This window comes from Mongoliitalea sp., assembly GCF_054166905.1.
In genome coordinates this window covers 80,020-86,343 of record NZ_JBSZCK010000045.1, presented here as the reverse complement: position 1 = coordinate 86,343, position 6,324 = coordinate 80,020, and the positions used below count along the sequence as shown (strand labels likewise).

The following is a 6,324-nucleotide window of genomic DNA, read 5'->3' as shown; positions in this document are numbered from 1 at the left end:
AGGGAGTACACGAAAATTAAAAATTAAACATAAACAAATAATATCACACCCGAATCCGACCTCGAAGAGATCAAATGTTTATAGCTAATTTCAACCCAGATAGCCACATTCGACCCTGCCTTTTGCCGGCAGGCGGGCCCATTCGGGGTCGTACCCTATCCTAGACATATCCCTATGATAAACATGTGATTCCACTGGGATCGGTAGAGAATAAAAAAGACGGCCTCTCAGCCGTCTTTTTTATTACCAATTACTTACCATGAATTACTTCACATCAAAGCGATCCAAATTCATCACCTTATCCCAGGCTTTGATGAAATCTTTGACGAATTTCTCTTTGGAATCATCCTGAGCATATACCTCGGCAATGGCTCTCAACTGAGAATTAGATCCAAATACCAAGTCAACTCTTGTACCTGTCCACTTCACTTTGCCAGTCTTACGATCTCTACCTTCGAAGGTATCAGGCTCCTTGCTGGAAGCATTCCAAGCAGTGCTCATATCCACCAAATTCACAAAGAAATCATTGGTCAATTGACCCGGTCTATCGGTGAATACCCCGTGAGTAGAACCATTGTAGGTAGCACCTAAAGCACGCATACCACCCACCAAGACAGTCATTTCAGGCGCACTCAAGGTCAACAATTGTGATTTATCCAACAACATTTCCTCATCAGGTACCGTGAAAGCAGCTTTTCTATAATTTCGGAAACCATCAGCCTCAGGATTCAATACGGAGAAAGACTCCACATCCGTCAATTCCTGTGTGGTATCATTTCTGCCAGCTGTAAATGGTACAGTCACATCAAAACCAGCATCTTTTGCTGCTTTTTCAACCGCTGCACAACCACCCAAGACAATCAAATCTGCCATGGATACTTTTTTATTGCCAGTCTGAGAAGCGTTAAATTCCTGTTGTACTTTTTCCAATGCACCCAGTACTCTATTCAATTGATCAGGCATATTCACTTGCCAGAATTTCTGAGGAGCAAGTCTGATTCTAGCACCGTTGGCACCACCTCTCAAGTCCGAGCCTCTGAAGGTAGAAGCAGAAGACCAAGCTGTATACACTAATTCGGATACAGACAAACCTGTTGCCAAGATTTTTCCTTTCAATGCCGCCACGTCTGCATCATTGATTACTTCAAAATCAACCGCAGGAATTGGATCTTGCCAGATCAAATCTTCTGCAGGCACCTCAGATCCGATATAACGGGTTTTAGGCCCCATATCTCGGTGAGTCAGCTTAAACCATGCTCTTGTGAAGGCATCTGCAAATTCCTCTGGATTTTTGTGGAAATGCTCGGAAATCTTACGATAAGAAGGATCCTCACGCATCGCCATATCTGCGGTAGTCATCATAATACCAACTTTCAACGATGCATCCTCAGCATCCGGCGCATGATCTTCGGGCTTTAGATTTTTAGGAACCCATTGATGAGCACCCGCGGGACTCTTGGATAATTCCCACTCATAGCCTAGCAACACATCAAAGTAACTCATATCCCAAGTCGTCGGTGTTGGCGTCCATGCACCTTCAATACCAGAAGTGATGGTATCTCTACCCATTCCACTCTTGTGAGCACTTTTCCAACCAAAGCCCATTTGCTCCATCGGCGCACCTTCTGGCTCCGCACCTACCAAAGCTGCATCTCCGGCACCATGCGCCTTACCAAAAGTATGTCCACCTGCTGTCAGAGCTACTGTTTCGTAGTCATTCATCGCCATACGGGCAAATGTCTCACGGATGTCTTTTGCAGAAGCCAATGGATCAGGATTGCCATCCGGTCCTTCTGGATTCACATAAATCAAACCCATCTGCACCGCTGCCAATGGATTCTCCAAATTTCGTTCTCCTGTATAGCGCTTATTGCCTAACCAAGTATCCTCAGCACCCCAATAGATATCCTCTTCTGGCTGAAATATATCTTCTCTACCACCTGAGAAACCAAATGTTGGAAGTCCCATAGACTCTATCGCCACATTTCCTGCAAGGATAAACAAATCAGCCCAAGAAATTTTATTACCATATTTCTGCTTGATTGGCCATAACAATCTTCTAGCCTTATCCAAGTTGCCGTTATCAGGCCAGCTATTCAAAGGAGCAAATCGCTGATTACCCGTGTTAGCACCTCCACGACCATCACCGGTACGATAGGTACCTGCAGCATGCCATGCCATCCGGATCATAAATGGTCCATAATGTCCGTAATCTGCCGGCCACCAGTCCTGAGAAGTAGTCAGTACTTCCTCCAAATCTTTTTTCAACTGTGGAAGGTCCACTTTCTTAAATTCCTCCGCATAATTGAAATCTTCTCCAAGCGGATTGGATTTCGGAGCATGCTGATGCAAAATATTCAAATTCAACTGATTGGGCCACCAATCTTTGTTCATGGTGCCACCTGCTCCTAATTTTGTGTTTGCTCCGTGCATCACAGGACATTTTCCTGCGGCTCCATTACCTGTTGCTGTGGCGTAATCGTGATGTTTATCCATATTTTTTCCGTTTATAAAGGGTTTATGTGTGCTAAAATATTAATTATTTTTCTGTATGCAATTTAAAACTCAATTGATAAAATCTATAAGTGATCATGCTTTTTCTATCATTGCTCGATAAACTGATTAAAAGATGTACTTCAATACTTACGGGAAAACCCTAGTGTAGGGTTTGGGCACTTAAAACTTCCTGAAATAGTTGTGGCACTATCAAAATCCTTCCCTTAGACTTCCAAGTTACGAATAAAAGACCATATTTTTGTTCTATGCAAGAAGCTATTTCATTGGTTACGCTCAATAAAATAATCCGAGACACCCTCGATACACAATTAGAACCTAGCTATTGGGTTATTGCTGAAATCGGAGAGTTGAAAGCGGGTCCAAATGGGCATGCTTACTTGGACTTATTGGAAAAAGAAGGAAACCAAACACTAGCAAAAATCAGAGGTACCATCTGGTCATATTCCTATCGAACGGTTGCTTCCAAATTTCAACAAGCCACAGGGCAACGATTACAGGCCTCTATGAAAATCCTTGCCTCTGTTACCGTAACCTTTCACGAGGTTTACGGAATCAGTCTCAATATCAAAGACATAGATCCTGCCTATACATTGGGGGAACGGGCCAAACTCCGACAGGCTATCATAGACCGATTGACACGAGAAGGTTTGATGGAGCAAAACAAGCAACTCAGCCTACCAATCGTACCTCAACGGATTGCAGTAATCAGTTCACCACATGCGGCCGGATATGAAGACTTTATCAATCAACTGCAACATAATAGTTACGGCTACCGCATTCATACAACACTCTTTCCATCTGTGATGCAAGGAGCGGAAGCGGGTAATTCTATCCGTGCTGCGGTCAATCTAGCTATTGCCACTGCAAATTTTGAGGCGATCGTACTAATCAGAGGTGGAGGAGCAGCCTTAGACTTGGAATGCTTTGACGATTATGCATTGGCTAAAACCCTTGCTGAGAGTCCTATACCTGTCCTGACAGGAATCGGACATGAGCGGGATGAGACAGTCGCAGACATGGTGGCACATACCAAACTCAAAACACCTACAGCAGTGGCGGCTTTTCTTTTGGATGGTTTTTTGGAATTTGAAGAAAACTTGCTTGTACTGCATAAGCGGATGGAACGCACTGTCTTTTTGCATTTACAGCATCAAGGCAAATTACTGGATCAGCATGAATTGCGAATCCAAAACCATAGCCGTCAAGAAATCAAACGCAGTCAACAACAACTGCAACAGCTACAGCATTCCCTCAAACTATGGACTGGGCAGGCGCTTAAGATTCAGTCCCTCCATATTCGGGAATTACACACAGCGGTTCAAAAATCTTGGAAGCGATTAGTAGAAGGTAAACAGCAACATTTAGAACAAATCGCTAAAGACATCTTTCGGCTGGATCCCCAAGAGCACTTCAAAAGAGGATATACCCGGACTGAGATCAACGGGACACCACTTCAACAACAAACACCCGCCGCAGGAGACTCCATGGTCACCTACACCGGTAAACAACGCATTGAAAGTATCATTCAACAAATCAACACAGATGAACCCACAGGAACTAAGTTATGACCAAGCGCTCATGCGACTTCAAGAAATCGTAGAAGCTCTGGAAAAAGGAGAAAAAGGCATGGATGAATTAACCACCTTGGTAAAAGAAGCTTCTGAACTGATGAAATTTTGCAGAAAAAAACTCCGCATGACCGAAGAAGAAATCAATCAGGCCCTGCAAGGAGATGCTGAAAATTAATTCCCAACTGTCACTTGACCAAAACGGAGCAATTTCAAATGAAATATCGAAGAAATTTGGGTGAAAAACTAGATTTTTTCGGCATGTTTGTAAATACTCGGCAAAATTCAAGTGTACGCATGAAATCAGTGAGTTTGATAAACAGAATCTTGTTTGCTTGTATAATAGTCTGCATCAGTCTATCAGCGCAAGCTCAAAGCTTTCACAGGGAGTTGATGCCCAAAACAGGGGTTTTTTCTATCGGCCTAGGCCCCTCATTTATTTACGCTGACAACGGAGCACAGTACCATCAACGAAACTTTGAAATCAATCCTGCATTCACAGTCGCTTACAGCAATCGCTTTTCTGAGCGCTGGGCATTAAGAGGAACTGGAGGATTGCAAATCATTGAGAGCGGTGGTGATCCAAGTCAAAATGCACAAAGAAGATGGCAAGAAAGCGGAGGGGCTTTTAGATTTAATGGGATGGCATACTTTGCGGATGTGATGCCTGTATTCTATTTCATCCCCTTTCTCAATCATATGAACCGTCCTCAAGTGAATTTCTATACAGGTGCGGGACTGGGAGTAATACACGTCCGACGCACAGAATATTTTAGCTTCGACCCCTCAGAAACAGGTTCTCAAACAAACATCACAACAGGCTATGTACCAGTAAGATTAGGTATTGATTTTAGAGTGGGTTCGCTTGATGATCTATCCTTAGAGTTAGGCGTATTGCTTTCATTTACCGACTATCTGGACGGAAATGCCGGTTACAATGAATTTTACGATCACTTGATCCATGGACAAATCAAATACAAGCGATTTTTAAGGAGTCGTTGAAATTTTACTTGGCTTTGTACCATTCCACTGTTCTTCCAATCATAGAAAATCCCACAAAACCACGTACCTCTAACACATCTGAATTCTTCTTTTTGATGGTACTAGAATAGTATTTACCATTGCGCGGATCATAAATCTTACCCTCTTCCCATACCCCGTTTTTATATTTAAAACCTTCAATCAGCTTTATACCTAAAATAGGTTGGTTGCGCTTACTTTTGTCCGCATTATTAGCGTCTAAAATAGGTTTACCATTTTCTGTTGGCTGCTCCAACCAAACAACCTTACCTGAATAAGTACTCCCTTCTTTATAAATTTCAATTTTAGCATCCCGCTCCGTGGTATACCATTCCCCTAAGATTGCATCTGCCTGTTGTGCGTAAATGGTGAATTGAACCAAAAAGAATGGGAGAGTAAAAGCAATTTTCTTAAACATATGCATAAGTTTGTGGTGTAAAAAAGAAGTTTTTCCTTCTTTCAAACGGAGAACTATTCAAATTGTTGAATGGAAAAACAGGAAGTTCTCCAAAAGTAGTTCAAAAGCATGCAAACAGTTACGTGGGAGAGAATAGCATTTAATTTATTACCCGAGAAAGCTATTTTCATACCTCAGGAAAAAAGTCTCTTGATCGCCGACGCTCATTTTGGTAAGGCCGCACATTTCCGCAAGGCAGGAATTCCTATTCCCGAAACCTTGCATGAAGAAGATTTAGTCAAAATCCAGTCTCTTATCCATCAATGGAATCCAATAAAGGTGTACTTCTTAGGAGATTTGTTTCACAGTGATCTCAACGAATCTTGGTTTGCTTTGGAGAATTTTTTAGCACAATTTCCAAGCGTACAATTTGTCTTAATCAAAGGGAATCATGACATCCTCCCTCCTGCCATCTATCAAGCCTCTAATTGGGAAATTATCCCGGAACAATTGGAATTGGGCAACTTGCTTCTGACACATGAACCATTGGAAAATATTCCGTTAACAAAGTTTAACCTCTGTGGACACATTCATCCAGGGATCCGGCTACATGGAAATGGGCGTCAAAAAATAGCTCTACCTTGTTACTTTTTCAGTCCAAATCAGCTCATACTACCTGCATTTGGAAGATTTACAGGTCTTCATATATTGTCATGCACCAAAAACAATCAAGCCTACGTTGTAACAGGAAGTCAGGTGATAGAAGCTAATTTAAAGTCTTAGTGTTTGTTTAATCGCCTTTGCTGAGTAATTTTGACATTT

Annotated in this window: 6 protein-coding genes; 4 read left to right on the top strand and 2 right to left on the bottom strand. The window is 42.3% G+C overall.

All coding sequences use genetic code 11. From position 1 onward, the window contains the following. Window positions 1-264 precede the first annotated feature (264 nt). Window positions 265-2,496 (bottom strand): catalase/peroxidase HPI, encoded by a 2,232-nt coding sequence (gene katG, locus ACXIUD_RS17860; protein ID WP_458054009.1) that lies wholly within the window; start codon window positions 2,494-2,496, stop codon window positions 265-267. 266 nt (window positions 2,497-2,762) lie between these two features. Here katG and xseA point away from each other — a divergent pair, with 266 nt between their 5' ends. From xseA to ACXIUD_RS17845, 3 genes are all read left to right on the top strand, one after another. Continuing rightward, window positions 2,763-4,085: an exodeoxyribonuclease VII large subunit gene (xseA, locus tag ACXIUD_RS17855; protein ID WP_458054008.1), complete on the top strand. Its 1,323-nt coding sequence runs from the start codon at window positions 2,763-2,765 to the stop codon at window positions 4,083-4,085. Further along, window positions 4,060-4,263, top strand: coding sequence for an exodeoxyribonuclease VII small subunit (gene xseB / locus ACXIUD_RS17850; protein ID WP_458054007.1), 204 nt, complete (start codon window positions 4,060-4,062; stop codon window positions 4,261-4,263). The genes xseA and xseB overlap by 26 nt, the downstream gene beginning before the upstream one ends. A 119-nt stretch (window positions 4,264-4,382) precedes the next feature. Continuing rightward, a complete protein-coding gene (locus tag ACXIUD_RS17845; RefSeq protein WP_458054006.1) occupies window positions 4,383-5,087 on the top strand; it encodes a DUF6089 family protein in 705 nt (234 codons plus the stop codon). A gap of 4 nt (window positions 5,088-5,091) precedes the next feature. On the opposite strand, the gene ACXIUD_RS17840 is transcribed toward ACXIUD_RS17845, so the two are convergent. Continuing rightward, entirely contained in the window at window positions 5,092-5,568 is a 477-nt protein-coding gene (locus ACXIUD_RS17840; RefSeq protein ID WP_458054005.1) for a DUF2147 domain-containing protein, read from the bottom strand. A 63-nt stretch (window positions 5,569-5,631) separates the two neighbouring features. Between ACXIUD_RS17840 and pdeM the strand changes: the two genes are divergently transcribed. Beyond that, window positions 5,632-6,285 (top strand): ligase-associated DNA damage response endonuclease PdeM, encoded by a 654-nt coding sequence (pdeM, locus tag ACXIUD_RS17835; protein WP_458054004.1) that lies wholly within the window; start codon window positions 5,632-5,634, stop codon window positions 6,283-6,285. Window positions 6,286-6,324: the final 39 nt, after the last annotated feature.

Coding starts and splice junctions, on each gene's coding strand:
- ACXIUD_RS17845 (WP_458054006.1), top strand. CDS start 4,383: ATGAAATCAGTGAGTTTGATAAACAGAATCTTGTTTGCTTGTATAATA.
- katG (WP_458054009.1), bottom strand. CDS start 2,496: ATGGATAAACATCACGATTACGCCACAGCAACAGGTAATGGAGCCGCA.
- pdeM (WP_458054004.1), top strand. CDS start 5,632: ATGCAAACAGTTACGTGGGAGAGAATAGCATTTAATTTATTACCCGAG.
- xseA (WP_458054008.1), top strand. CDS start 2,763: ATGCAAGAAGCTATTTCATTGGTTACGCTCAATAAAATAATCCGAGAC.
- xseB (WP_458054007.1), top strand. CDS start 4,060: ATGAACCCACAGGAACTAAGTTATGACCAAGCGCTCATGCGACTTCAA.